The organism is Ruminococcus sp. FC2018 (genome assembly GCF_000621805.1).
Classification (GTDB): domain Bacteria; phylum Bacillota; class Clostridia; order Oscillospirales; family Ruminococcaceae; genus Hominimerdicola.
In genome coordinates this window covers 59887-84382 of sequence record NZ_JHXH01000005.1, presented here as the reverse complement: position 1 = coordinate 84382, position 24496 = coordinate 59887, and the positions used below count along the sequence as shown (strand labels likewise).

Annotated in this window: 22 protein-coding genes; 5 read left to right on the top strand and 17 right to left on the bottom strand. The window is 47.1% G+C overall.

Annotated elements, in window-relative coordinates; translation table 11 throughout:
• Positions 1-394: 394 nt before the first annotated feature.
• The 15 genes from T494_RS0104845 to T494_RS0104775 all read right to left on the bottom strand — a co-directional run bounded on the left by T494_RS0104845 (position 395) and on the right by T494_RS0104775 (position 18444).
• Entirely contained in the window at positions 395-622 is a 228-nt protein-coding gene (locus T494_RS0104845) for a hypothetical protein (RefSeq protein WP_028505323.1), read from the bottom strand.
• A gap of 21 nt (positions 623-643) precedes the next feature.
• On the bottom strand, positions 644-2812 hold the full coding sequence (locus T494_RS0104840) for a hypothetical protein (protein WP_028505322.1): 2169 nt from the start codon (positions 2810-2812) through the stop codon (positions 644-646).
• A gap of 379 nt (positions 2813-3191) precedes the next feature.
• Positions 3192-5279, bottom strand: coding sequence for a heavy metal translocating P-type ATPase (locus tag T494_RS0104835; RefSeq protein ID WP_028505321.1), 2088 nt, complete (start codon positions 5277-5279; stop codon positions 3192-3194).
• The gene (locus tag T494_RS0104830) at positions 5279-5554 is read right to left on the bottom strand and encodes a DUF6110 family protein (protein WP_028505320.1); all 276 of its coding nucleotides are present in this window, start codon (positions 5552-5554) and stop codon (positions 5279-5281) included. The genes T494_RS0104835 and T494_RS0104830 overlap by 1 nt, the downstream gene beginning before the upstream one ends.
• Before the next feature lie 234 nt (positions 5555-5788).
• Positions 5789-6952: an acyltransferase family protein gene (locus T494_RS0104825; protein WP_028505319.1), complete on the bottom strand. Its 1164-nt coding sequence runs from the start codon at positions 6950-6952 to the stop codon at positions 5789-5791.
• Between the two features lie 69 nt (positions 6953-7021).
• Positions 7022-7315: a hypothetical protein gene (locus T494_RS0104820; RefSeq protein WP_028505318.1), complete on the bottom strand. Its 294-nt coding sequence runs from the start codon at positions 7313-7315 to the stop codon at positions 7022-7024.
• 196 nt (positions 7316-7511) lie between these two features.
• Entirely contained in the window at positions 7512-8933 is a 1422-nt protein-coding gene (locus tag T494_RS0104815; RefSeq protein WP_028505317.1) for an ABC transporter ATP-binding protein, read from the bottom strand.
• Complete coding sequence (locus T494_RS0104810) at positions 8930-9673, bottom strand: energy-coupling factor transporter transmembrane component T (protein WP_028505316.1); 744 nt, start codon at positions 9671-9673, stop codon at positions 8930-8932. Before T494_RS0104810 ends, T494_RS0104815 begins: the two co-directional genes overlap by 4 nt.
• A 1-nt stretch (position 9674) precedes the next feature.
• Positions 9675-11408: an ABC transporter ATP-binding protein gene (locus T494_RS0104805; RefSeq protein ID WP_028505315.1), complete on the bottom strand. Its 1734-nt coding sequence runs from the start codon at positions 11406-11408 to the stop codon at positions 9675-9677.
• On the bottom strand, positions 11401-13152 hold the full coding sequence (locus T494_RS0104800; RefSeq protein ID WP_028505314.1) for an ABC transporter ATP-binding protein: 1752 nt from the start codon (positions 13150-13152) through the stop codon (positions 11401-11403). The genes T494_RS0104805 and T494_RS0104800 overlap by 8 nt, the downstream gene beginning before the upstream one ends.
• The gene (locus T494_RS0104795; RefSeq protein ID WP_051540090.1) at positions 13152-14129 is read right to left on the bottom strand and encodes an AraC family transcriptional regulator; all 978 of its coding nucleotides are present in this window, start codon (positions 14127-14129) and stop codon (positions 13152-13154) included. Before T494_RS0104795 ends, T494_RS0104800 begins: the two co-directional genes overlap by 1 nt.
• Complete coding sequence (locus T494_RS0104790; protein ID WP_028505312.1) at positions 14126-14692, bottom strand: MptD family putative ECF transporter S component; 567 nt, start codon at positions 14690-14692, stop codon at positions 14126-14128. The genes T494_RS0104795 and T494_RS0104790 overlap by 4 nt, the downstream gene beginning before the upstream one ends.
• Positions 14693-14906: 214 nt before the next feature.
• Positions 14907-17204, bottom strand: coding sequence for an ABC transporter permease (locus tag T494_RS0104785; RefSeq protein ID WP_028505311.1), 2298 nt, complete (start codon positions 17202-17204; stop codon positions 14907-14909).
• An 18-nt stretch (positions 17205-17222) separates the two neighbouring features.
• The gene (locus T494_RS0104780; protein ID WP_028505310.1) at positions 17223-17930 is read right to left on the bottom strand and encodes an ABC transporter ATP-binding protein; all 708 of its coding nucleotides are present in this window, start codon (positions 17928-17930) and stop codon (positions 17223-17225) included.
• A 19-nt stretch (positions 17931-17949) separates the two neighbouring features.
• Positions 17950-18444 (bottom strand): hypothetical protein, encoded by a 495-nt coding sequence (locus tag T494_RS0104775; RefSeq protein ID WP_028505309.1) that lies wholly within the window; start codon positions 18442-18444, stop codon positions 17950-17952.
• 420 nt (positions 18445-18864) lie between these two features.
• Here T494_RS0104775 and eno point away from each other — a divergent pair, with 420 nt between their 5' ends.
• The 4 genes from eno to T494_RS13805 all read left to right on the top strand — a co-directional run bounded on the left by eno (position 18865) and on the right by T494_RS13805 (position 23382).
• Positions 18865-20166 carry a phosphopyruvate hydratase gene (gene eno, locus T494_RS0104770; protein WP_028505308.1) on the top strand — a complete coding sequence of 434 codons (1302 nt, stop codon included), beginning with the start codon at positions 18865-18867 and terminating at the stop codon, positions 20164-20166.
• Between the two features lie 438 nt (positions 20167-20604).
• Positions 20605-22578: a hypothetical protein gene (locus tag T494_RS0104765; protein WP_028505307.1), complete on the top strand. Its 1974-nt coding sequence runs from the start codon at positions 20605-20607 to the stop codon at positions 22576-22578.
• A gap of 284 nt (positions 22579-22862) precedes the next feature.
• Positions 22863-23237: a hypothetical protein gene (locus tag T494_RS0104760; protein ID WP_028505306.1), complete on the top strand. Its 375-nt coding sequence runs from the start codon at positions 22863-22865 to the stop codon at positions 23235-23237.
• Positions 23218-23382, top strand: a complete 165-nt coding sequence (locus tag T494_RS13805; RefSeq protein WP_242836386.1) for a hypothetical protein — start codon at positions 23218-23220, stop codon at positions 23380-23382. The genes T494_RS0104760 and T494_RS13805 overlap by 20 nt, the downstream gene beginning before the upstream one ends.
• 38 nt (positions 23383-23420) lie before the next feature.
• On the opposite strand, the gene T494_RS13800 is transcribed toward T494_RS13805, so the two are convergent.
• Both T494_RS13800 and T494_RS0104745 read right to left on the bottom strand, forming a co-directional pair.
• Complete coding sequence (locus T494_RS13800; protein WP_155984041.1) at positions 23421-23825, bottom strand: class I SAM-dependent methyltransferase; 405 nt, start codon at positions 23823-23825, stop codon at positions 23421-23423.
• Positions 23758-24057: an AMP-binding protein gene (locus T494_RS0104745; protein WP_028505305.1), complete on the bottom strand. Its 300-nt coding sequence runs from the start codon at positions 24055-24057 to the stop codon at positions 23758-23760. Before T494_RS0104745 ends, T494_RS13800 begins: the two co-directional genes overlap by 68 nt.
• Positions 24058-24249: 192 nt before the next feature.
• Here T494_RS0104745 and T494_RS13795 point away from each other — a divergent pair, with 192 nt between their 5' ends.
• Positions 24250-24393: a hypothetical protein gene (locus T494_RS13795; RefSeq protein ID WP_155984040.1), complete on the top strand. Its 144-nt coding sequence runs from the start codon at positions 24250-24252 to the stop codon at positions 24391-24393.
• The last annotated feature ends 103 nt before the right edge of the window (positions 24394-24496 follow it).

The window sequence follows — 24496 nt, the reverse complement described above, 5'->3', positions numbered from 1 at the left end:
AAAACGTTAGTGTAACCTGCAGCAAGTTAGCCACGGCCGGCTGTATATGTATCTGCCTGTCTGCGGATAGCGTCTGACTCTGTGCCAAGACCGACGGGATCTATCCCTATATTGGCAGCTCGATCATATCATATATCATAATATATCAAAGTCTCCGTCAATTATGCAGCCCATGAAAACACGAAAAGGAGTATATTGGAGCAGAGCATTTCGATCTGTCCGAATATTGCTTAATGATCTCGCTTAAAATCTGTAAGCAGTTTGCAAGCGGCAGTGTATTGTACATAAAAGCAACAGAAATAATAAAACATGAACTCCAAAAGCGAAAGAAGGCTTTATAACACAAAAACACAACGCCCCAAAGCTGATCCGAGGCGTTGTTTGTAATTTCGACTTATTTGTTCATACCGGCAGACGGTGCTTTTGGCATCTTGCTTGCAGACATTTCCCTGTCTGTGTGAACCTCTGTCCGGGCAGTTGGTGCGCTTTGTGCTGCCCGCTTATTCCTTGCTGCATTCAGCGCACTGACTGTCTTTACCATATTATCCACGGTGCTTTCAGGGGCGTGGGGAGTATTCTTCCCCAGCGATTTCAAAGCCGCTTCTATCCTTACTTCGTTCATAGTCTTTCCCTTCCGCAAAGCTTATTTCATGCTTTTATTTTTGAGGTTATCTGTTGACTTGATCTGCTCTGTGCGCTCCAGTTTCTCGCCATTTTTACCCTTGGCAAACTTCTTCTGCTCCTTATACTTGGCATATTCCGCAGCATACTCTACCATAAGCTCATTCGGCTTTCTGGTAAGTGCCTTATCTACCAGCTTCCTGAAGCCCTCATCTGTGTTTGCCTTTGCCATCATATTCTTAAACGGCTGGCTTTTCTCAACAGCAGCAAAGGTCTTGTCAATCTTTGCCTGTGATTCACTTGTACTGATGGTTTTTTCCTTATCTCTTACGATGCAGGTAGCAATGATCTGTGCCATGTATGTTCCGACTGCTGCTTTTGTTTCAGCATTGATCTCGCCGGAGCTTTCCATGATATTCCTGATAGCTTTCTGCGAGGAAGAAATGGTATACGACTTGGTCTTTATCTCGGGAGATACATCTGCTCTGGTTACGCTGATCCTTCCCACCTTTATCTTTAAATCATCCTCTGCCTTTGCAGAATTGTTTGACTTATAGATCGTATTGCTGCGTGGTCTGGTCCGGATCTCAGGCTCTGCATCCTCGATCCCGGGTACATCAGCTTCAGAAATGTCGATCTCAACAACTCCGCTCATTGTTTCGTTTGCTTTCACCTCAGAAGGCTTCTTTTCAGCAGCAAGTGCTGCCTTCTTACCAAGCTTTTCCTCCAGACGTTTGATACCCTTGCGGCAGATGGTCTGGTCACGTTTCAGATTCTCAAAGCATTCCTCCAGTTTCTGGTTATCGTAAAACGACCCTGCTAATTCGTCGTTCAGCTTTATGATGCTGTCAAAGCTTTCATCCAGCGACATTTTTATAATTTTTGCGGAGATCTGACGTTCAGCGCCTTTAACGAACTTGTAACCTGTTCCGAGTATTCCTCTCTTGTGTGAATTATAATAACTGTCGGAAGCTTCCTTCAGCTCTCTGAGCTTGCGGGTGATCTCCGAGAAAGTGTGCTTGGATGGGTCAAGAGCAGCGAACTCAGCGGTAGCCTCGCACAATTTCAGATACTGTGCATGGCTCTTAGGGTCGAGCGTGCCTCTTTCCTGTCTGTCTCTGGCAAGATGCTCGGCAGCCGCCTTAGTCGCTTTTTTAATATCGTTTATCTTCATCTCAAAGGCTTTGAGCTTACCCTTTTTCTCAACACCGCTAAACAGCTGTGCCTTCATTGAGGAAATATCCTTTATATCCTCCGGGAACTGTTCATCCAAAGCACGATGCTTCTGTGCCAGCTCTACCTCCTTGATCTTTCTGTTGATTACCAGCTCTTCTCCGTCGTATCTTTCCTTGGAAAGGTTGGGGTTGATATTTGCTGATTCATTTTCAAGCTTCAGCTTTTCCTCTGCAAGCTGCTTCTGGTTAAGCGTACTGCACTTTATTCTATCATTGGAAATAGAATCAAAGATCTTTCCGTTGTCGTCTGCGGGATGAATACGTTTTTTGATTGCATATCCACTATTATAGAATTCGCCGGATGATATTGCAAGCTTCATGAGCTTATCGATCTTTTCTTCAGTCATTCCCGGCTTGCTCCTGAGCACCTTTTTAGCTTCGTAGGATGCAGGATATGTGATGATATTATTGCCCTCTGCCTTGCCCTGGATTATTTCGCTGATCATATTTGCGTCTTCTTTATTCATTGCCTGATTAGTATAAACAGTTCCGAAGACCGCCATTATTCCCATGGCTCCGCTTATATCTTTACCTATATCCGTTCTTGAAAGAAGTATTGCTCTGGCAAGCTCTTCAGTCTTTTGGGGGTCATCGGCAAAAAATTCCGCATCCTCCATCTCGCCTTTTCTGATCTGCTCCTCGATGTCTTCAAGACAATCGTCCGCCTGATATACAGCCTCACCCACCTGTTTGTTGACCTCGTGGATAAATTGCTTAAAATAGTCTACATTTTCGCCGCCCTCTTCAACAGCCGCTTCCAGAGTTCTTCCGATAAAATTAACGATCGCATCGTATTTCGGGGCGTTCTCCTCGTCAAACTCAGCATTGTTGGTTTCTTCTATAAGTACCTGCTTCATATATGCAACGATGGATACGATATCTTTTCTGTTTTCCATTTCGTCCAGTACATTTTCTACTTCTCTTCTTTTTTTCTCGTAATCTGCTCCTCTTGGCATTGTCTTTTCCTCCAATTCAAACTTTTGGTTTTTGTCTTTCCGACCGCTTTCATAAGTAATACCCTTGCTGTGCAACGTTGGGTGCAAAAAAGTAAGACTTTTTTACCGGCACCGGATCTCTTGTGAACGGCTCTTGCTGCAGAGTAATAAAGACATAAAAAGAGGCCCTCACGTCTGATTTGCGGTCGTGATAAGCCTCTCTTTTAATTGTTCCTATCAAATCCTTATCCTGTCTATGCACTCGCCCGTATCGTCATGGAATACGAAAACATATCCATTCCCCAGGGCACTTTCAGACGATCAAAAAGGAGACTGCTGTGTTAACATACAGTCCCCTTTTCAATTTAAGCTTTTTAGTTTTTCTGACAGCTTTCACCGTTCATTGTGCATTGTCCTCAAGATAATTGCGCATACTTGCAAGTGCAATGGCTACTGTGGATGAATTGTGCAAAAGTGCTGACATCGAAGGGGTTATTATCCCGCTTGCACCCAGCAGCATAAGCCCTGCATTGAATCCGATGATACTGCGATAATTCCTGCCGATCCGCTTCATCATTCCCTCGCTGATCTTACGCAGTGTCACAAGGCAGTACAGATCCTGTGCGGAAATGGTTATGTCCGCTATTTCCTTTGCGATAGCTGCACCTGTGCTTATGGCTATGCCTGCGTCAGCCTCCGAAAGTGCGGGTGAATCGTTCACTCCGTCGCCTATCATTATGACCTTGCAGCCCTTCTGACGTTCCGTTTTGATGAAGCTTGCCTTGTCCTCGGGGAGAACCTCATAATAGAAATCGTCTACGCCCACTGCTGCTGCGACCGAGCGTGCGGTGCGTTCGCTGTCGCCTGTCATCATCACGACCTTTTCAAAGCCCAGTGTATGCAGCTCTTGTATCACCTGTACAGCCTCATCTCTTAACGGATCCTCAATACAGATCACAGCCGCAAGGACGCCTCCTACTGCAAGGAACAGATGCGAATACTGTGTCGGAAGGCTGTCAAACATGTCCTGCTCGTCCTTGGGTACAGTACAGTTTTCGTCCTCAAAAATAAAATGATAGCTTCCGATGACCGCCCTTTCACCGTCCACCGTGCTTGAGATACCGTGTGCGACAACATACTCCACGGTGGAATGCCTTTCCTCATGGTCAAGACCTCTCTGCTTTGCTTCCTCAACGACTGCGTTTGCAATGGAGTGGGGATAATGCTCCTCCAGACAAGCTGCAAGACGCAGCATTTCGTTTTCGTCATTTCCGCCGAAGGTTATTATTTTTGCCACCCTCGGCGAGGAGTGTGTCAGCGTGCCGGTTTTGTCAAACACTATGGTATCCGCCTGTGCCACGGCTTCAAGGAACTTTCCGCCCTTTACTGTAATGCCCTTTGCGGTGCACTCACGCATTGCGCTTATGACCGATATCGGCATTGCCAGCTTCAGCGCACAGGAAAAATCCACCATCAGGATGGACATAGCCTTCATGGCATTTCGTGTGAGAAGATACGTCAGCACCGTTGCGCCGAGACAATAAGGCACAAGCCTGTCCGCAAGCGTTGAGGCTTTGCTCTCGGCAGCCGATTTCAGCTTTTCGGACTCCTCGATCATCTTAACTATCCTGTCGTACTTTCCGCTGCCGGAGATCTTATCGACTTTTATAACAAGGCTGCCGTCCTCAACCACCGTACCTGCATAAACATAGCTGCCTTCGGATTTGTGGACAGGCAAGCTCTCCCCCGTCAGTGACGACTGGTTTATCGCAGCCTCGCCCGACACAACGATACTGTCAAGCGGTATCATGCTGCCCGTGCGGACTACCAGCTCATCGCCTTTATTTACGTCGCTTACAGGCACAAGGGTGTCGCCGTTTTCGCTGTGAAGCCACACCTTGTCAACGCCCAGCGACATCACGCTTGCAAGCTCGTCCACCGACTTCTTGCGTGTCCAGTCTTCCAGCATCTCGCCTACACCCAGCATGAACATGACCGAAGCGGCTGTCTTTTGTTCACGCCGCAAAAGCGAAACGGTTATCGCCGTTGCATCCAGTACACTTACTTCCAGCCTTCCCTTTGAAAGTGAACGCAAAGCCTCTTTGATATATTTAAGTGAGTGAAAGATACTCACCGCAAACCTTATGGGTGCAGGCAGCAGCAAACTTCTTGCGTAACGCAGGGCTATGGCATTTATAAGCTTGTTCTCAAACTCCCTGTCGAGCTCCCTGCCTGTGTGCTCAGGAACGAGTGCTATGGCATCCTTGTCCTCATAAGAAAACTTTGCAAGCGCAGTTGTCACAGCCTGTCTTTTGCCGCTGTAACAGATCACCGCATCGCCTGTTCTGTCGTACACCTTAACCGACTTTACAAACGGCTTTGCACGCAGATAGTATTCAAGGATATCTGCCTGGTGCATAGTCATATAAGGGCGCATAATGTGGACCCTTATACGCCCCTTGCTTTCATGTAAAACGCTGCATCTCATTACTTTTCAGCTTCGCTTTCGTCCTCAATTACCTCGCACTTTGCTTCCTGTGCGGCACGCTTTTGCTCGTTGAGCTGTTTTGCGTCAGCAACGATATCGCCGCAGCCCTCACGAACCTTTGTAACATCGGTCATAACGCTGTCCTTTGCACGGATAGCTGCTGCTGCGGTGTGAACATAGACCTTTCTTGCTTCCTTGCTTCCAAGGAGCTTGAATCCCAGAGAACCGAAGACCACGCCTCCCACAAATACTGCTGCATTCTTTACAAAACTCATTATAAACATCCTTTCTATTATTTATTCCGTATACGCAAAACACTGTATTAACGGTCTTGGCATACACAAAGTTAGCGGCGGCTAACTTTTGCTCTTAAAAATTGCAGCGCCTTGCTGCCAACATCATTTTAGCACTTATTATTCGCAATGTCAATAGGAAGGTCTTGCAAAAAAAAAGGACAGCCACTAGGCTATCCTCTTTATTTACTGCTTTATATTGTCGGACCCGATCTTCTATTCGGTCGAAGCTGTTCTTTTGTTTTTTACTGCATTTACTGCCCGCCCCGTCAGATATGAGCAAAGCTGATAAGCTTTCAGTATCAGATAAGACACCACCGCCGAACAAGCAAAAACCGCCGGAACGATCAGGAAATAATACCAGAGTCTTTCGTCAATAGATGGGACTCTTGCATTCAGCGCAGGATAAAACAGTTTATCAAATATCCACGAGGTGAGATATATGCCAAGACAAAGATCCGAAAGCTTTGCAAAGCACCATTTTACCGCATAGGGACATTTGTCGTATTTCAGATTCAAAAAGAAGAGGAATATCGAAACGGTTATCGCCAGAACGAACAGAGAGTTCCACTCTATCCACATGCCGCTTACAAACTTTTTGCCGCTGCTTTTTAAAAGATTGAAAGCAAATGACGCTCCCGTGCTAATGATAACAAGCAATGCACAAACCGACACCTTGATCTTCGGCTTGTATTCCCTCAGATAGCTGCCTATGAAATAATACGTAAGTGGATAGATCTTTGTCCACCATTCGGGAATGATCTTGTCGCGGGAATCGGTAAAACTGGGATCAACAGAAAAGTCATTTTGTATGTGGAACACGTTTATCAAAGACGGCAGCGCCGTCAGAGCTATGCAGGTCAGGACAAGAAGCTTCTTGGACTTCTGTGTTTTCAGTCCGTGGTAAAGAACATTCAAAAAAGGGATCAGCAGAAAAAGCCCTGCGTACATCTCGATATACCACGAATACGATCCCGAGAAGCAGAGTAGCTGTTTTACGGTAACAAGAAACTGGACAGGTGCGAATTCTATCTTCGGGATTCCGAGTGCCTGATACAGCGAAGAATACAGGAACCTGAACAAAAAAATACACGCCAGCACAGAGCCTACATATATGAAGTATATCTTCCCGAACTTTTTATAATATTTTTTCTCAGGACGTTTGTTGCACATAAGATATCCCGAAAGCATTAGGAACAGCGGCACGCAGTATCCGAAAAACGAACGGATAAGCACCATTGCAGCCATGTGCGCTCCCGCGACCTCACGGGTATAGAATCCGTTGTTCAAAAGAAAATGTACAGATACTACTCCGAAGCAGGCAACACACCGTAGTATATCCATTGCCGGATCTCTTTTCATTATCTTTTCGTTGCGCATAAAAACCTCCAAAAATGCTGCAAGATCATCGAGGCTTGCAGATGATCAGAACAAATTCATCCTTGGATATTATAGCATATTACTCGAATTTTTGTCAATCTTTTTGCCTTTCATTCTCATTTTCCCGACCGGTCTGCATTCATATTCCATTTTATATGCAAGGCCTTTGATTTTCTGTTTGAGTTCGTCATCGGTGATGCCTTTGCCCAGACGATATGAATAGGTATACTCCTGTGCTTTTAAATCGGTGCCGTCAATTATCGAATCTGCCGAACCGACCATGTTCACAACAAGAAAAACTCCCATTATTATCAGCAGCACAAGTGCAAGGTATCTTCCAAAATTACTTTTAAGCTCACGCAAGAGCCTTTTTCAAGAAACTCCTTTTGCACATTCTATCAGCCTTTCACGGCTTTTGTTATCAACAGACATTTTTCGACCTCCGCATAACAGTGTTACGTAACAATGTTATGTTGCAACATTTTTTCTGATTTGTCAAGGGGGGCCGAAAATTTTTCCCGGTGATAAAAAAATCCCCCGCAATGTTTCGGGGGATAGATCAGATATTTCCGTTTTCTATATGCAGAACGTGGGTGCAGCAGCGCCGGATAAGCTCCATATCGTGGGTGACGATAAGCACTGTAACATCGCAGCCCAGTGAGCGTATCAGCTTTGCAGTGCTCTCCATTCCAGCATAGTCAAGACCACTGGTAGGCTCGTCAAACACAAGCAGTTTTTTATCTGCTGCAAGTGCCGAGGCAATGGCGGTCCTTTGTTTTTGTCCCCCCGAAAGTGACATGGGGTGACGTTTCCTGAACTGTGCAATATCAAGTCTTTCCAGCAGCCCGATTGCTTTTTCCTCGCTGCAGCTTCCGGCTGACAGCAGCACCTCGTCAAGCACGGTATCTGTGAAAAGCTGGTGGTTTACGTCCTGCATAACCATATACGAAAGGGTCAGCATCTGCTTTGGCTTAAAGCGTTTTCCGCCGATAACGGTACTGCCTTTAAAGCCTTTCTGAAGACCACACAAGCACTTGATAAGCGTGGACTTGCCTGCACCGTTATGTCCCACAACTGCGGTAACACTTCCTTGGGGGATCTCAAGCGTGTCTATACGTATAGCATCCTGATCTGCATAGGTGTAATGGAAATTTTCAAGACGGATAGTGCCCCTCTGCTCAAAATCAATAAGAGAGGTCATGCCGGTTTTTGTTTCAAGGTAGTTGGTTTGGATGTGAACAGCACGCAGCCCACGCCCATTAAGCTGCGCTGTGGTGAGGGCAAAAAAATCACTTGCAGAAAACTCCTCTTTTACGCTGCCCTGCTGCATAAACAGAACTCTGTCGCACACGCCGTCAATCCAGCCGAGTCGGTGCTCGGCGATGACGATAGTTTTGCCCTGCTTTTTCCACATGAGCAGTATCTTTTTAAGCTCCTCTATCGAATCAAGGTCAAGGTTTGAGGTGGGCTCGTCAAGCACTATAAGCTGCGGAAGCATTGCAGCGGTGCTTGCACAGGCTATTTTCTGTTTCTCGCCGCCGGAAAGGTTGAAAATGCTTCTGCCAAGCAGCTTTTCTATATCCATATCTTTTGCGGTCTTTTCGATCCTTGTGAGTATCTCCTCCTCGGGCAACCCGAGATTTTCGCAGCCAAATGCGATCTCAGATGTGGTATCCACGCAGAAAAACTGACTGCGAGGATTCTGAAAAACGCTGCCCACGCTGCCTGCAAGCTCCTCTATGGACGTTTTGCGGATATCTTTTCCAAGCACAGTGACCTCGCCCTGCATATCGCCCTCAAAATAGTGAGGGATAAGCCCGTTAAGAAGCCTTGTGACCGTAGTCTTTCCGCAGCCCGAACCGCCGCACAAAAGCAGGCACTCCCCTTGTCTGATTTCCAGATCGATCCCGTTGAGAGCACCCTCTTCTCCGTTTGCATATCGGAAAGAAACACCCTTGATCTGTGCTGCATTATCCGTCATTTCACCACCCCGTTCATTCCAAGTATCCAGAGGGTAAACAGCGCAACTATGCCGACAAGCACAACTGCGTCGGGCAGATGAAAACCTATTTTGCAGATGTTGGTTCGTTTCACTTTTGCGCCAAGTCCTCTTGTAAGTGCGGCGGCGGAAAGCTCGCTGCCGATGTTGACACTGCATACCATAAGCGGCACAAGACGGTACTCCACAAGTCCTGCTGCATTTTTGCCCCCAAGGCGGATATCACGCATTTTCATGGCGGTATTTATTGACGAAAACTCCTTTGTAACTGTCGGAAAAAAACGAAACATCACCGAAAGCGGAATGGTTATCTGCTGGGGAATATGCATACGGTGCATTGCGGCAAGAAACTCACTGACTGTGGTTGAGCAGAGCATATAAGAGCCCATTGAAAGCGATGGCATAAGCCGCACGAACAGCATACAAAGTACGCTTGTGATGCTCAGAGACGCACCCGAAAGCCGGGGCACAAGCCAGGTTTCCGCCGACTTGACAAGTATAAACAGGCACAACAGCACCACAGTCTTTGTATACCTTTTTGCTGTGGCGTGCAGGGCAAAGGGCACAATGCTCAAGGCAATAACGGCATATCTGACCGCCTGTATATGGCTGCCTGTGCCGCCGAGTGTGAATACTACAAGAGACAGCATGACCGCAAGCTTGGTTCTTGGGTCAAGAACCAGTCCACGATTGTTAAGGTCTGCCGAAAAAAATCCTGTCATTTTAAAGTCTCCACGATGCAGCTTCACGCCTGCTGTCTACAAATGTGCGGTAGATACCGTCCTGCGCCATTAGCTGCTTATGAGTGCCCTGCTGTGCGATCTTACCCGAATCTATAACAAAAATATTATCTGCCTTGCGGACAGTTTTAAGTCTGTGGGCTATCATGATGATAGTCTTTTCTTTGGTAAGTGCATCGATAGCATTTATAAGCTCTGCCTCGTTTTCCGGGTCAACGTTTGCAGTCGCCTCGTCAAGCACGATTATGGGTGCGTCCTTCATTATGGCACGAGCAATGGAGATACGCTGCTTTTCACCGCCCGAGAGAGATGCACCGCCCTCTCCGATGACGGTATCGTAGCCGTCGGGGAGCTGCATAATAAAGTCGTGACAGCACGCCTTTTTCGCAGCCTCGATGACCTTTTCCATTGGTGCTTCAGGCTGACCGAAACGGATATTGTTTGCTATTGTATCTTCAAAAAGATACACACGCTGGAAAACAAAGCTGAAGTTTTTCATAAGCGAATCCATGCTGTACTTTCGCACATCGGTCCCGCCCAGTTTTACCGTACCGCTGTCAACGTCCCAGAAACGTGAGAGCAGCGATGTAAGCGTGGTCTTTCCGCCGCCTGACGGTCCGACTATGGCTGTGGTGGTGTGCTGTGGGACGGTGAGAGAAATGTCGTTAATAATACTTCTTTGCTCATATGCAAAGCTGATGTTTTCGGCGGTGATGTCATAGCTTTGCGGCGTGATATTCTCGCCGCTGATGTCCATTTGCGGTGTTGCAAGGATCTCGTTTGCCTGAGTAACGCACACGTCCACCGAGCGAAGAAGTGCGGAGTATGTGCCTGCGTTGTCAAGCTGGGCATAGATGAGATAGGAGCTGATTATCATAAGCAAACAGGTGAAAAGGTCCATGCTGCCGCCGAGGTGAAGCAGCACCGATGCAAGCAGTATCCCTGTGCCAAGGGCTTTAAGCCAGAAGCTTTGCAGGGACATAAACGGTATGAGTTTAAGTTCCATTGCGGAGTTGGCGTGCTCGTTTTCGTCAATGGCTTTGTTAAGGTCACGGCTGCGCTGACCTGTGAGTCTGAAAGCTCTGACCTCGGAGATGCCCTGAATGTACTCGATTACTTTTGCAACCAGCGCAGAATCCTTTATCTGCTTTTGCTTTGCCATACCTGCACTGACCTTCATAAGTCTGTTGTTAATTATGAAGAATACCACAAGTCCCACAAGCAGTATAAGACCGATGCGCCAGTCAAAAAAGAGTATCATAAGGGTGATGACCGCTGTGGCGAGAAGTCCCGAGCAGACTATCATTACAACTCTTGTTGCAACGTTTTCAAGGTTCTGCATAGTGTTTGTGGTCACCGACATTATGCGTCCGAGACTGTTTTCGTTATAATAGCCCATAGGCAGATAACGAAGGTGCTCGGCAAGCTTCATTCGCTTTTGTGCGCAGGTATTGTAGCCGCCCTCGGTCTGAAGCATTGTTGCTTTTGCCTTGAACGAGCCTGCACCGATTATGCTGACAAGCATTATACCAAAGCAGGCAAGGCAGGTCTTTGATGTAACGTTGCCGTCCAGAAGTGCCCGCACCATTACGGCGATAGCAGGTATTTTCAGTGCCTCGAACATCGCCTGGAACAGACTTAAAACGATAGATACATAAAAGCGTTTTCTGTCCTTGGGGTCGCAGAAATCAAAGAAGTTTCTGAGTATCTTAAACATCGCTGTCACCGTCCTTGGCCGATATATGCGCTGCCCACATCCTGCTGTAAAGTCCGCCCTTTTCAAGCAGCTTTTCGTGAGTGCCGGACTCCTCTATCACGCCGTCATTTACAACATAGATGCTGTCTGCATTCATGACCGTAGATAGCCTGTGAGCGATAACGATAAGCGTTTTGCCCTTGACAAGCTTTGCGACGCTGCGCTGGATCAACGCCTCGTTTTCCGGGTCGGTATAAGCCGTGGCTTCGTCAAGGATTATAACGTCTGCATTTTTGAGCATTGCCCTTGCGATAGATATGCGCTGCTTTTCGCCGCCCGAAAGGTGTCCGCCGCCTGTGCCGACTACGGTATCATAGCCGTTTTCAAGCGACATTATAAAATCGTGGCAGCCGCAGAGCTTTGCAGCCTCCTCCACCTGGGCATCGGTGGCACTTTGCCTGCCAAGGCGAATGTTCTCTCTGACGGTCATATCAAACAAAAAAGTATCCTGCGAAACAAAAGCTATTTTATCGTTATAGTCATCAAGAGGGATATTTTTTATATCCACTCCACCGTAGGAAATGCTGCCCGAGCCGGTGTCCCAGAGGCTTGCGATAAGCCTTGCTATGGTAGTCTTTCCGCTGCCCGACGGTCCGACAAGTGCGGCAAACTCCCCTTGTTTTATTGTAAGTGAAACGCCGTGAAGTATCTCTTTATCTTCGTATCCGAAATGCACGTTGTCAAGTACTATGTCGCCGCCGCTGATGCTTTCGGTAAGCTTTTCGGGGCGGATCATTTTGGGAGCGTCGATTATCGAGCGCACCTCGGTGACTATGGTATTCATCTGTGCTATGTCATCGGAGTACGCCATTACCCTCAGAAGCGGCTCGATAAGACCGACGGTGAGGATCATAACGGTAATAAAATCAGCTGTGGAGATAGTGCCATGCATTGCCATGATACCGCCGATGGGCAGTACCGCTATCATGGTTGCAGGCATAATGCACATTGCAAAGGTCATATATACGTTGCACGAACGCATCCAGTCAACAAAGCTTGCGGCACTTTCCTTTGCGGCTGCGGCAAACTTGTCGTAGCTGGACTGTGCTTTGCCGAACACCTTGATGACCTCGATGCCTCCGATATACTCGGCTGTTACAGCGTTAAGGTCCTTGGTGGCTTTTACGGTCCGGTTGTAGCTTTTTTCGTAGCCAAACATCATAAGTGCATAGCAGACGATCCCGATCGGCACGGTGATAAGTGCGGCAAGACCGAGCTTCCAGCTGACCGTAAAAGTATAAATAAGAATGATTATCGGTGCACCGATGCCTGTGGTGAACTCGGGGAGGATATGTGCAAGTGTTGTTTCGATGCTGTCGATACGCTCGACCAGCGTGCTTTTCAGCGTGCCCGAGGGCTGACTTATCACGTCGCCAAGGGGCATTGCGGACAGCTTGTCAAGTGCCTTTTTGCGTATCACTGCAAGGGTGTGGAAGGTCGCAAGGTGAGAACAGCCCGTTGAAATGGAATGAAACAGCGAGTGTCCCAGCCAAAGCGCAAGTATCACGACCGTGTAGGTGATGTACAAGCCTTTGTCGGTGCTGCCCTCAAGCAGCATTTTTACTATCTTTGCCACGAAATAGTACGGCACTATCCCGCAAAGCATACTCAGTGCGGCAAGTATCACGCTTGCGGTGAACTTGCCCTTTCGCTCGCCGGACTGGCTCAGCAGCCAGCCGAACGAACCGTTTTTATCCTTTCCCATTATATCTCCTCCTGCCTGTTTCTGTAATTCTGCGGAGTTTCGCCCATCACATCACGAAATGCCGCCGAAAACTTTGAAGCGTTATCGTAACCAAGCCGCTGTGCTATCCCGGAAATGTTCAGTCCGCTGTGGGAAATGAGCATCGAGGCGGCGGCTTTCATTTTGTAGCCTTTAATATACTGATAGATCGGTGCACCGTACACCGCTCTGAAAACCTTGCGCAGTGTGGCACAGGGCATATCGAATTTCTCTGACAGCTGTTCAATGGTGAAAGTGCGGTCAAGAGAGGTAGTGATAAGCGAGTGTATCTGCTTTATCTTTTCGGTCTGACGGGTGGGAAAATACTGATGCTGATCAGCCTGCTTATGCACATCAAGTGACGAGAGCAAAAGCAGGAGCTCTGCGATCTTCACTCTGAAATAATCCAGCTTTACGCTTTGCGGTGCGTGGTAAAGCTGGGCAAATACCCACCCGAGCTGCTCGTTTTCACGAATAAGCAGCTCTTTGCTCTGCGGACAGAATTTCTCACTCAGTGCTTTCAGATTGCAAGGCAGAAAAGGCAGTTCCCTTTTGAGTGACTGTTCTGCGGCACCGCTGACAAAGCCTATTGTTATACCGTGATAATGTGAAAGGGGCAGCACAACTTTCCCCTCGTGGTGGACACGCTTGTCGATGCGGATATTTCCTGCTTCCATGTAGTAATGCTCGTGCAGGGCGTTTTCATGCTCGATCCGTCCCTCACGGCAATGGTCTATGCAAAGCACCGTCTCAGCGTTCTGATACTGGGAAATGCAGCTTTGCAGGTGAAAATCGTTATACATCAGATACACCCCGTCAAAGACACGGTACATTGTCATAAAACCCTCGCCTGTCTTATCCTCCAGCCGCAGCACACGACAGTCACCCTGAGAGGCTACCTCGCACACATTTGCACCGAAGCCTGCGCTGTCCAGCGTTTCAAACAGGTCGCTGCTCATGCTATACCAGCCTTTTCAAAGTGCTTCTTCATTAACTTTCTCCCAAGCAGTCCGCCGATTATTCCGCAGACAAAAGCTGCTGCAAACAACGTCGGGCACATCCATTTGGGCATAAGCTTGTTGACGCTGTCGATGTAGTCCTGTCCGTAGTCCTTGCGTGACTCCCAGTATTTATCAGCTGCAAAAAACAGCGGCAGATAGTTGGCTGCGACCCACAGACTGAACACTGCGTTGGTCAGAACTGCCATTGCGGCGCTGCGGTATTTGCCGGCTCTGAACACAAGCTCTGCGATCAGTCCCGTAACAGCCGACACAGCAAGCGGCGGCCAGCTCATTCCTGTCAGAATCATGAGCAGTCCCATTATGATACTCATGATCCATATCATGCCGAACTTTTTGACACGAGTGAGAAACAGCATGAACGGCACTCCTCCGATGATCGGCACAAGCACCGCAAGCATTGGCAGCATTATCGGGACAAATCCCAGCATTGCGACGATGAAAACTATAACAAAATAGATCGCTGAAAAAATACCGATGTTGATAAGATCTTTTCCTTTCATAATTCAATACCTCCATTGGTTAGTTATATCTAACCTATAATCAAAAATACCGAGCCGTTTTCCGGCTCCGGTTGTTATTGTAGCACATCGTGCCATGGGTTTCTACTCCATTTCGTTCCGCAATGCTCCGATTTGTTTTCGTTTTTTGCAAAATATTACCCGCAAGCAGTCTATAAGATTCCGCCTGCGGGCATTTCAAAACATAAACCCTCCTCTACTCCATACCTTTGAGCACGCCGACCATGTCGATACGCTTGATCCGCTTTGAGAACATAAATCCTACAAGCACCGACACGCCCATTACAAACGCCGCTGCAAGCAGATATGTGTACCAGTGTATCATGCATGGCCAGTCAATAGAATCGCCGTTTGAGTCCATCATCGCCTGCAGTGCTACACTGCCCAGAGGTGTGCCGAGAATTACGCCGATGACCGACAGCCAAAGATTCTGTGTACTGATGAGTTTCCTGATCCTGCGGCTCTGGAAACCAAGGACTTTGAGAGTTGCGAACTCCTTTTCCCTCTCGTTGAAGGACAGATTTCCCGAGTTGTAAAGCACCACGATTATCAGCAGCAGCGAGAAGAATATCATGAAGTACACAAGCAGGTCCATGACCTCCATGCTCTTGTCAAAGGCTTTTTTCAGGTCGCTCATGCTGTGGACTGCGGTGATGTAGTCCCTGCCTTTTGCATCTGTACAGTCGTCCTTTGAAACCAGCATTGCAGGCTTGAACTCAAAGCCCTCTTTTTCATAATCTTCACGCAGCATGGATATGCCTGTTATTGACGGGTGGCGTGAGATAAGTCCTATCTCGCTTTCGACCCACTTATTGCCGGTAGCGGTCTTCCAGTACACCTTCTCGCCGACTTTGAGCTTTAGCTTGTCAGCCTGCTTCATCGTCAATGCGACCTTACCCTTTTCAAGTGAACCGATGTTGAGATCTCTGTCCGAAACTCTGAAAAGCTGCTTGCCCTCGGTGACTGCCAGCTTGCAGCTGATTATATCGTCCGAGACGGGGTGAGAGTCAGCTGCAATGGATATCATGTCCATTGCGATAAGCTCGCCGCCGAACTCTATCTGCAGCTGCTGCGCCTGTTCAAGCGTGCAGCTGTCTTTGAGTATGACCTGGGTGTTATAATTCTGTATATCGTCAAAATACCAGCTGCGAACATAGCCCACCGTGTCATATGCACCAAGTCCGAGAGACACAACAAGCATACCCATCATCGTTCCGAAAACACCCATTACCGCACGCATTTTTGAGCGTGAAACGTCACGGAGATTGTAGCGTGCATTGAAACTGAGCTTGTTCCAGAAAGGCAGCTTTTCAAAAATGCAGCTCTTGGCAGTCTTGGTAGATGCAGGACGCAAAGCCTCCGACGGGTGGATCTTCAGTATCTTCCGGCAGCTGAAGTATGCGGTAACGGTGCATACAAGCACTATGACAGCTGCAAGCACGATGCTTTTGAAATCGTATCCTGCGCTCCAGTTGGGCACCGAGTAAAACTCTCCGCCGAACATATCCACCATGAACTTGCCCAGTGTGAATATACCCAGCAATATCCCGATCACACACCCCGCCGCTGACGAAACTATGCTGAAGCTGAGATAGTGCGTCATGATCTTGCGGTTTTTCATGCCAAGTGCGTTCAGCGTACCTATCTGCGTCCTCTGGCAGGCTACCATCCTCTTCATGGTCGTGGTGATGACAAGCAGTGCGATCGCTACGAACACTCCCGAAAAGATATAGGAAAACCCGTCGTGCTGTTCAAGCTCGTCGGTGAGACGGTTGTAGCCGTCAATGCTCTTGCGATCGCCGATAAAAGCATAGCTGCCCTCAAGTGCAGCCGAAATATCATCTTCAAGTTTCAGTGGATTTCCCTCACAGGTGAAAGTTATCTGGTTGAATTTCTGTTCATCCTGCGGCAGAACATTCATTGAGAAGTACGCAAATCCAATGTTGTGATAATCAACATCTGCGTCTGTCGAAGCACAGGCATATTCATATTCGGGCGTTGCGATAAGCCCCTTTATTTTCTTGCTGATATCCCGTCCCATAACGTGAACGGAAAAGCTGTCTCCAACATCCAATTTCCACGCATCTGCAAAGCGGTAAAACAGCCACACACCGTCCTTATCTTCCGGGTCATAGTCTTCGCCCGACATAGTGTAGGGCTTTGTGACTACGTTGTCCTTCTGAAAATAACAGTACACCTCGGCAGAGTTGTGATCCTTGTCCGCCTTTCCAAGCATCTGCGTACGCAGCTGTACATCATTGACTTTATCAATGTCCTTGACCTTTCCTGCCTGCTGTGAGGTCATATCCGCACCGTATATCCAGCCGTCAGAAAAGTTGGTCGTCTTATTGAAATTTTCCCTTGCTTTCGTGCCGCCGATAACGTTCGCCTGAAAACCCGTGTAACACCACATTGCGACCACTGACAGCACAAAGATAGAAAAGAACTGTGCAAAATTCCCCTTGATATCACGAAGCATTTTTCGCCAAAGCATAACCAGACCTCCCCGCTGTCACCACTCAATGTCCCTGACAGACATCGGAGATTCGTTGGTCTTTATGGACTTTATCTTGCCGTTTCGCATATGTATCACTCTGTTTGCGCATTTTGCAATATCAGCATTGTGCGTTACGAGAATGACCGTGTGACCGTCCTGCACGGAAAGCTTTTGCAGCATCTCAAGCACGATAAGTCCCGTTTCCGAGTCAAGGGCACCCGTAGGCTCATCACCGAGTATGATCTTGGGGTTTTTGGCAAGTGCCCTTGCGATGGAAATCCTCTGCTGCTGACCGCCCGACATCTGCGACGGGAACTTGTTTTTCTGGTCGGAAAGTCCCACCTTGTCAAGCATTTCCCCCGGGTCCAGAGCACCCTTTTTGATGTCCTTTACAAGTGCAACATTTTCGTAGGCGGTAAGCCCTGCGATGAGGTTATAAAACTGAAATATAAAGCCTATCGTGTCCGCACGGTAGCTTGAAAGCTGCTTGTCGCTGAAGCCTGAGATCTCCTGTCCCTCAACGATGACCTTGCCCTGAGTAGGCTTGTCCATTCCCCCAAGCATATTCAGCACCGTGGATTTTCCCGCACCTGAACGTCCGAGAATTACCACGAACTCGCCCTGTTCTATCGTAAAGCTGACATGGTCAACTGCGACCTGCATACCGTCACCCTTACCGTATGTTTTTACAACGTCCTTGAATTCTACCGCTGTCTGTCCCATTTTGCTCTCCTCCATTTTCTTAAAAGATAAGTACGCACAGCCCTGCAACAGCTGCCGAAACAAAGGGAAATACCACCAGCTTTATTATCTGCGACTTTCGGTTGAAGCCCACCTTTTTGAAGCTCTCGCAGCCTTCAGCCTCGGGATAGTAGCGCTGGAAAAAATGCGTTCTTGTAAGCACGAACCAATCAAGAAATATCATATCCCATATCTTGTACAGGTACAGCACCGTCAACATTCTTGTAAAAAAGCCCCAGAAGCCGAAGCGGTTTTTAACGCCGTCGTACACTCCGATGACAAACGCCGCAGCTATCATCGCCATGCTCAATATAAGCAGGCACCACCCCAGCAGATGCTGTCCGCCGAATCTTTCGGGCTTGTCAGTTATAACAGCCTGTATATCCTTTGGTGCAGAGCCGAAAAAGCTCCTGTTCTGCACAAAGGCAACTGCCGAAAAAAGCATAAGTAATATCCCGGCAATGACCATTAGTGCGAGGATCAGTGTTAAAATCATGATCCATCCTCCCTCCTCGGAATGCAGGCTCTGCTCGCCATGAATCCTTGACAAGCGTACCTGATCCAAATAATTAGTCCAAACTAACCAAATGTGATTTTAGCACTTTTATATTTCCTTGTCAATGCTTGCAATACAATTTAGTTAGTTTGCACTAACTATTATGAAAAGTGATGTTATTCATTGTAAAATCAGACAAAATGCCGCAAGCCGGCACGCCCGCTATTGACAAATCAGAACGGATGTGATACTATTATATATGGTTAGTTATAACTAACCGAGAATAGATCAAAGGCAGGCTCCTCTCAAAATGCTTTAAGGAAGTGCGAACCTTAAAGATATGAGCCTGCTGCGTAAATAACGCAGGAATTTGCGTTAATAATAAAAGAAAAGCCGCACAAGCGGCAGGAGGAGAATATTATGGAATATTTGCAGATCGAAAAGGTAGTCGGCAGAGAGATACTTGATTCAAGAGGAAACCCCACAGTTGAAGCTGAGGTATATCTTGCGGACGGAACTGTTGCAAGGGGTACAGCACCGAGCGGTGCATCAACAGGTGAATTTGAGGCACTTGAACTGCGTGACGGTGACAAGAACCGTTATCTTGGAAAGGGCGTTTTGCAGGCTGTCAGGAACATCAACGGAAAGATCAACGAAGTTCTGACAGGAATGGACGCTTCCAACATCTACGCTGTTGACAAGGCGATGATCGCTGCTGACGGCACAAAGGACAAGTCAAAGCTGGGTGCTAACGCTATTCTTGCGGTGTCGATCGCTTGTGCAAGAGCAGCTGCGGCCTCGCTGGACATTCCGCTTTACAGATTCTTAGGCGGTATACAGGGAACAAAACTCCCTGTTCCGATGATGAACATTCTCAACGGCGGTGCTCACGCTGACAGTGCTGTTGACACGCAGGAGTTTATGATAATGCCTGTTGGTGCACCGTCCTTCAAAGAGGGACTTCGCTGGTGTGCAGAGGTGTTCCATACTCTCAAAAAGCTTATCAAGGAAATGGGCGATGTAACTGCTGTCGGTGACGAGGGCGGCTATGCACCGAACAATCTCAAGAGCGATGAGGAGGCTATCGAGAAGATCCTTGAGGCTATCAAAGCTGCTGGATTTGAGCCGGGCAAGGACTTCATGATCGCAATGGACGCTGCGTCTTCCGAATGGAAGAGCGAAAAGGGCAAGGGCTTTTACAAGCAGCCAAAGAGCGGCAAGGAGTTCACATCGGACGAGCTTATCGCACACTGGGAGGCTCTTGTTGACAAGTACCCGATAATCTCTATCGAGGACGGTCTTGATGAAGAGGACTGGGAAGGCTGGCAGAGAATGACCGCCAAGATCGGTCACAAGGTACAGCTCGTCGGAGATGACCTGTTTGTTACAAACACAGAAAGACTTGCAAAGGGAATCTCACTCGGCGCTGCAAACTCTATCCTTATCAAGCTCAATCAGATAGGCTCCGTTTCGGAGACTCTTGAGGCGATCAAGATGGCTCACAAGGCAGGCTACACCGCTATATCCTCGCACCGCTCGGGAGAAACAGCTGACACAACTATCGCTGACCTTGCAGTTGCGCTCAACACCTGCCAGATCAAGACAGGTGCACCGTCACGCTCAGAGAGAGTTGCAAAGTACAATCAGCTGCTTCGCATCGAGGAGGAGCTTGGCGAGTCCGCTTGCTATCCGCAGATGAGCGCATTTAACGTTAAAAAATAGTATCATAAATACGTGCTCAGCTTCGGCTTCCGAACGCTGCACTTCTTCGAGCAAGGGGCGTTGACCCAAGGACTGTGTCCGCCCACCCGGGTCACTTGCAGACAAACACTACTGCTGCGCAGCTCGCAAGAATCGAATATTTGATATCAGATCCTTCTTCCGAAGTTTTCGGAGGAGGGATCTTTTGTCCCAAAAAAATCATTACATATACTATCAAAGGAGTAAGTCCGATGTAAATAACAATATCAGAAATCAAAACGAAACAAAATAAGTCAGGGCAATAGAGAGTGTGATCTGTAATGGGAAAGGTATCCCGCCGGAGGGGTGAAAAATTTTTTTATTTTTTGCAACCTATCTGCGATCGACAGGGTATTACTTATGAAAGCGCAAAACAAACATTGAAAATCATAAAAAAATAGAAAAAAGGAGTTAATCACTATGAAAAGAGAATTAGCAATGAGGGTAATGATCAAGGCAAGCGTCGGCGGACTTTTAGATGAAAATTACAGCAACAGATACAATGATGAATACAAAAATACTGATGATCTTTCAGAAAAGAATCAGAAGTCATTTAACAATTGCATGAGTCCCCTTATCATGCTGCACTGGGCTCAGCATATTCGTTCGACGAGTCCCTATGTAATGCTCAGAAATGATACAAAGAAATACAAGGAAATGTTCCCGGACAAAGATGTATCAGAGTTAGTAAAGGACGAAAATCTCGAAAAGTTCCCCAGCGGCAGGGGCAGCTTTTTGGAAGACAGCACCGGAAATCCATTCCAGATGATGGTCATAGATCACGCACCTGACACGGAATATGAGACCTACATGGCAACTATCGACTACCTTATCAAAAAGAAGCAGGAGCTTGATAAGAAGTACCCGAACAGGCTTGAAGAGCTTAAAGGCGATAAGCTCTCGGAAAAGGAAAGAAATGAGCGTCTGCTTATAAACCCGAGGAGAGATTACAAGGATAAGTTCTGGAGACACAATGGGCAGAAAACTGTTACACAGGAGCAGTATAATAAGATACTGGATTCCTATACAGCGCTGCTCAACAAGGGGTTCAGAGCTGATGAATATGTGGACTCCCGTGCATACACCAATTTATTAAAGGATAATTTCAATGTCAATTATGATGAGGTGCGTTCGTTTGACCCTCTTGCTGCTGCGTCTGACATTATAAAGGCTGACAAGACACAGAAAGAAGATATAATGGACGATCTCACAGAGAAAAAAGCAGCGGAGTACATCAAAGCACTTGATATGATGAACGCTCATATGGACAAGTGCATAGCTGACGGCAAGCCCGAAACTTTTGCAGACATAAAGGGCTTTGATGTAAAAGTATGGTTCGACCACTGCAAGATACCGCCGATAGTGACCTATGACGTTGAGAGCAAGATAGAAAAGAACTACAATGGCGACGAGGAAGTACATTATACAAAGTTAGAGCCTACTATATTGGATCTTGTAGAGCTTTACAAGTCTGACAGGTTCGACCCCGACCTGAACACCGACTTCAGTCAGAAGGACATCGACAAGGTAATGGAGATATTCAACACCGACAAGAAGTTCTTCACAGAAGAGCTCAGAGACCTGTACAGGATAAAAGGCGACAAGAACAGAGGCAACGCTCAGGCATACCAGACTATGCATTATGAGAGCTTGTCCGAAGATGAAAACTACAAGTTCAACAGATTCCGCAGCGCGCTGTTCAACATAAAGCTCAAGGACGAGAATGTAATGAAACTGGGCGATGACAACAATCCTATCTATACTACAAAGTTCACAGAGGCGGACAAGAGCTTTGAATTTGAAGAAACAACAGAAAAAGAAACTAAAATGCTGGGTGCCTGCAAGAAAATGCTCAATGATGCAAGGCAGAAAAGAAACTCCGCAGAATATGATAACATACAGAAGGCTATCACTAACATGGAGAACGTTATATCAGATAAAAATAAAGTGGAAGGCAAGACCATGTCTGTTCTGTACACCGAAAAGGTAGAGGAGGCTATTATAGCTATTGGCAGATACTACGCTCACAAGGCAAAAGACGGCGAGACTGATCTCAGCACACAGCACAAGTACCCTGTAATACAGAGGATCGAAAAGGTGCTTATGGACAGATACGAAGCACTCACCGGCAAGACGTTCATTGAAGATCACCCCGACATGAAGGACTTCTACAACACCGAAAAGGCTGTAAAGGACAAGAAGGGCAATCTGTTAAAGGGCGATGAGTATGTAAGAAGCATCTCAAAGCAGCGCATAAAGAACGTTGAAAAGATCCGCAAGGACTTAAAGCTCGGCAAGTCAAAGCTTTCTGAAAAGACATTTAACACAAGAGAGCAGAATGAAGCTGAAAGTGTTATACAGAGATCTAACTCCGTAGGAGCTATAAGAAAATAAGAGCTGATATCGGGCAATAAAAAGAAGTCGTGAAACCGGCTTCTTTTTTTGTCTGCAAAATATTGACGTTTGAAAGCATGTGTGATATACTTGATATATAGTTAGTTTTAACTAATCGAAGGAGGGAGTAATTATGAAGTCATCGGCAAGAATATGAATAACAGACTGGCAGTTTTCAAGTGGTAAAGACAGTTATTTATCCTGACAATTTTTCGGGATGTTTTTTGAGCGAAATATGATGTGATATGATCGGTTGCGGTTAGTTATCGCTAATCCGAGCCGAAATGGAAAGGCTGAAAAAATACGATGTGATGATACCTCCTGCATTTTTTGACAGGATAGACCCCGTGCTTGCACAAGGCGATGAAGCCTATCTGCTGAGCCCCATGCTCCGGGATATTTCGGGCTTTCCGGGCATTGATGTTTTCTACGGGACACATGAGGTGATGTATGCCTATCTTGACGACCTGAGAACCCACTGCGAGAAATACAATGTGCCCCTTAACGTTCATATTGGCAGGGGCATGATGCACTGCTGGGGTGCTATGGAGTTTGTTCCCGAGGCAAAGGCGGTGCGGAAAGAATATTTCAAGGCTCTTAACAATGGCGGCAAGGCTGCTCAAACACAGAATGAGACGTATGCTGCGGGGCTGCTATGATGAGAATGTGCAGACCGGAAAAGCAAGGATAAAGGTGGAGAATATGCATGTTGATATTCTTATGCAGTGCCCGGGCTGCGATGACTGCCGGCCGTCGGACGAGGCAGTTCCGAGAATGAAAAAGAAGCTGGAAGAATGCGGCTAACCTTACAGAGTTCAGGCGACAGTATACGAAAAAGGCAGTCACTTGCTTTGCGGAGATCTTATATCCTCGCACGAATATCTCAAATCAATGCGTAAGATATTGCAGGCGGAGCACGTCGACCAGAATGCCTGCAGCAAAGCAAGAAAGGACAGCACGAATGAAGCACTTGAATTTCTTGACGGGTGGCAGTGAGTACAAGAAGCCCGGTCTTTTTCACAGTATGTCTCGCTGAGCTTCAGATCAGACACATCACCCTGAGAAACAGTACATCTGCCTGCATGGATCATAGCCTTGTTATACTCAGATGCTTTCTCCACAGACAGAGGTGAATAATCGATCGCATCAACGTGTGCGTCGGGATAACGGTTCAGAAGTTCACCTGCGTTGCGTCCTCCACCATAGAAAACCGGCAGCGGTTCGGTCAGCTCGGGCAGGATCTGCATCGAAGCCTGCTTTCAGCACAGCAAGAGTGCATATCGGGAACAGTTCACAGCGTTTTACCATTATCCCCACCGGCTGCTCTTTTCCTACGCCGTTTCTTGCAAGCAGCTTTGCCAGGTTTTCACTGTACCGGTCAAGCTGTCGGTATGTAAGACGCTCAGGCTCGCAAACAAGTGCGGTCTTATCAGGCGTTTTACTATCTATATGCGCAAACCTCCGGACAAAGTTTTCCATAGTGAAGCTCCTTTTTAATAATTATATCATAAATCCCCGTTAGATTAATACTTTGGGGCTGAGAAAAAATTTTTTCACTTCCCCGTAAATTTGTAAGTAGTTTGTAAGAGGCGGTGTGTTATTATGTGATCACAGCAAAGGAAATCACCCGAAAACAACAAAATAAAACCAAAAAGAAAAGGAGTAATCACTATGAAAGTAACAACAAGAAGATTCAAGAAAAAGCACAGAGGAATAAAGGCAATACTGGCAGGGATCCTGCTGGGCAGGTTTGGGATCAATGCACTTGACGAGAACGGATTTGAGGTCGATGAATTCGGAAATCCGATAAACTGAAAAAGCATGATCGGCAGGGGAAACTGCTTTAATGAAAATCAGCGGTATGATCTCTGTACTCTCATAATGAGAGCCGAAGGATCTGATATGAATAAAGCTGAAA

Coding starts and splice junctions, on each gene's coding strand:
- T494_RS0104825 (WP_028505319.1), bottom strand. CDS start 6,952: ATGCGCAACGAAAAGATAATGAAAAGAGATCCGGCAATGGATATACTA.
- T494_RS0104845 (WP_028505323.1), bottom strand. CDS start 622: ATGAACGAAGTAAGGATAGAAGCGGCTTTGAAATCGCTGGGGAAGAAT.
- T494_RS0104830 (WP_028505320.1), bottom strand. CDS start 5,554: ATGAGTTTTGTAAAGAATGCAGCAGTATTTGTGGGAGGCGTGGTCTTC.
- T494_RS0104745 (WP_028505305.1), bottom strand. CDS start 24,057: ATGGAAAACTTTGTCCGGAGGTTTGCGCATATAGATAGTAAAACGCCT.
- T494_RS0104800 (WP_028505314.1), bottom strand. CDS start 13,152: ATGGGAAAGGATAAAAACGGTTCGTTCGGCTGGCTGCTGAGCCAGTCC.
- T494_RS0104765 (WP_028505307.1), top strand. CDS start 20,605: ATGAAAAGAGAATTAGCAATGAGGGTAATGATCAAGGCAAGCGTCGGC.
- T494_RS0104790 (WP_028505312.1), bottom strand. CDS start 14,692: ATGAAAGGAAAAGATCTTATCAACATCGGTATTTTTTCAGCGATCTAT.
- T494_RS0104810 (WP_028505316.1), bottom strand. CDS start 9,673: ATGACAGGATTTTTTTCGGCAGACCTTAACAATCGTGGACTGGTTCTT.
- T494_RS0104795 (WP_051540090.1), bottom strand. CDS start 14,129: ATGAGCAGCGACCTGTTTGAAACGCTGGACAGCGCAGGCTTCGGTGCA.
- T494_RS0104775 (WP_028505309.1), bottom strand. CDS start 18,444: ATGATTTTAACACTGATCCTCGCACTAATGGTCATTGCCGGGATATTA.
- T494_RS13800 (WP_155984041.1), bottom strand. CDS start 23,825: ATGCAGATCCTGCCCGAGCTGACCGAACCGCTGCCGGTTTTCTATGGT.
- eno (WP_028505308.1), top strand. CDS start 18,865: ATGGAATATTTGCAGATCGAAAAGGTAGTCGGCAGAGAGATACTTGAT.
- T494_RS13795 (WP_155984040.1), top strand. CDS start 24,250: ATGAAAGTAACAACAAGAAGATTCAAGAAAAAGCACAGAGGAATAAAG.
- T494_RS0104835 (WP_028505321.1), bottom strand. CDS start 5,279: ATGAGATGCAGCGTTTTACATGAAAGCAAGGGGCGTATAAGGGTCCAC.
- T494_RS0104805 (WP_028505315.1), bottom strand. CDS start 11,408: ATGTTTAAGATACTCAGAAACTTCTTTGATTTCTGCGACCCCAAGGAC.
- T494_RS0104785 (WP_028505311.1), bottom strand. CDS start 17,204: ATGCTTTGGCGAAAAATGCTTCGTGATATCAAGGGGAATTTTGCACAG.
- T494_RS0104815 (WP_028505317.1), bottom strand. CDS start 8,933: ATGACGGATAATGCAGCACAGATCAAGGGTGTTTCTTTCCGATATGCA.
- T494_RS0104840 (WP_028505322.1), bottom strand. CDS start 2,812: ATGCCAAGAGGAGCAGATTACGAGAAAAAAAGAAGAGAAGTAGAAAAT.
- T494_RS0104760 (WP_028505306.1), top strand. CDS start 22,863: ATGGAAAGGCTGAAAAAATACGATGTGATGATACCTCCTGCATTTTTT.
- T494_RS13805 (WP_242836386.1), top strand. CDS start 23,218: ATGCTGCGGGGCTGCTATGATGAGAATGTGCAGACCGGAAAAGCAAGG.
- T494_RS0104780 (WP_028505310.1), bottom strand. CDS start 17,930: ATGGGACAGACAGCGGTAGAATTCAAGGACGTTGTAAAAACATACGGT.